Origin of the sequence: Kineococcus auxinigenes, from assembly GCF_050871525.1 — a bacterium.
Classification (GTDB): domain Bacteria; phylum Actinomycetota; class Actinomycetes; order Actinomycetales; family Kineococcaceae; genus Kineococcus.
Window position 1 is genome coordinate 1 of record NZ_JBKBCT010000187.1, and the last position, 544, is coordinate 544.

Annotated in this window: 1 pseudogene; it reads left to right on the forward strand. The window is 59.2% G+C overall.

Annotation, left to right across the window (positions count from 1 at the left end):
• Positions 1-320: 320 nt before the first annotated feature.
• A pseudogene (locus ACRYR9_RS19945) lies at positions 321-544 on the forward strand (hypothetical protein); the annotation flags it as partial.

Sequence of the window (544 nt, forward strand, 5' to 3'; positions counted from 1 at the left end):
GTTTCTCTTGAATATGGAGAAATCCAGCGTCTCGGGCCGGCGCAACGAACTCATCGCCGCGGGGCGCCTGGTGCTGGCTGGTGAGCGTAAGTGCGCAGTGACTGGCCGCACTGTGCAAGCCGTCAAGGTGCCGGCAAAGCAGGGGAGCCTGTTCCAATGAGCGCCCAATCTCAGCCCGTAGTCGACAGGCGCCGGCAACTGCTGGATGAGCTACTGCATCGCATGACGGTTGCCCAATCGATCGAGGTGCGCGTGCAGCTTTGCGCTGAAGCCAAGCGTGAACTCGACAAGATCATTCCTGCTCCAGGAGGCTCGCAGTAATGGCTGGCAACTGGATCAAGTTCGAGGTCGATACGCCGGAAAAGCCGGAGGTGCTGGCTTTGACCGTTGCGATGGGTTGGGACGATCCGGATTTGACCGTCGGCAAGTTGCTGCGTGTCTGGCGTTGGTTCGATCAGCACACTCTTGAAGGAAACGCTCCTGGCGTTAGTGCAGCGTTACTGGATCGCATCGCAGGTGTTACCGGATTCGCAAATGCGATGGC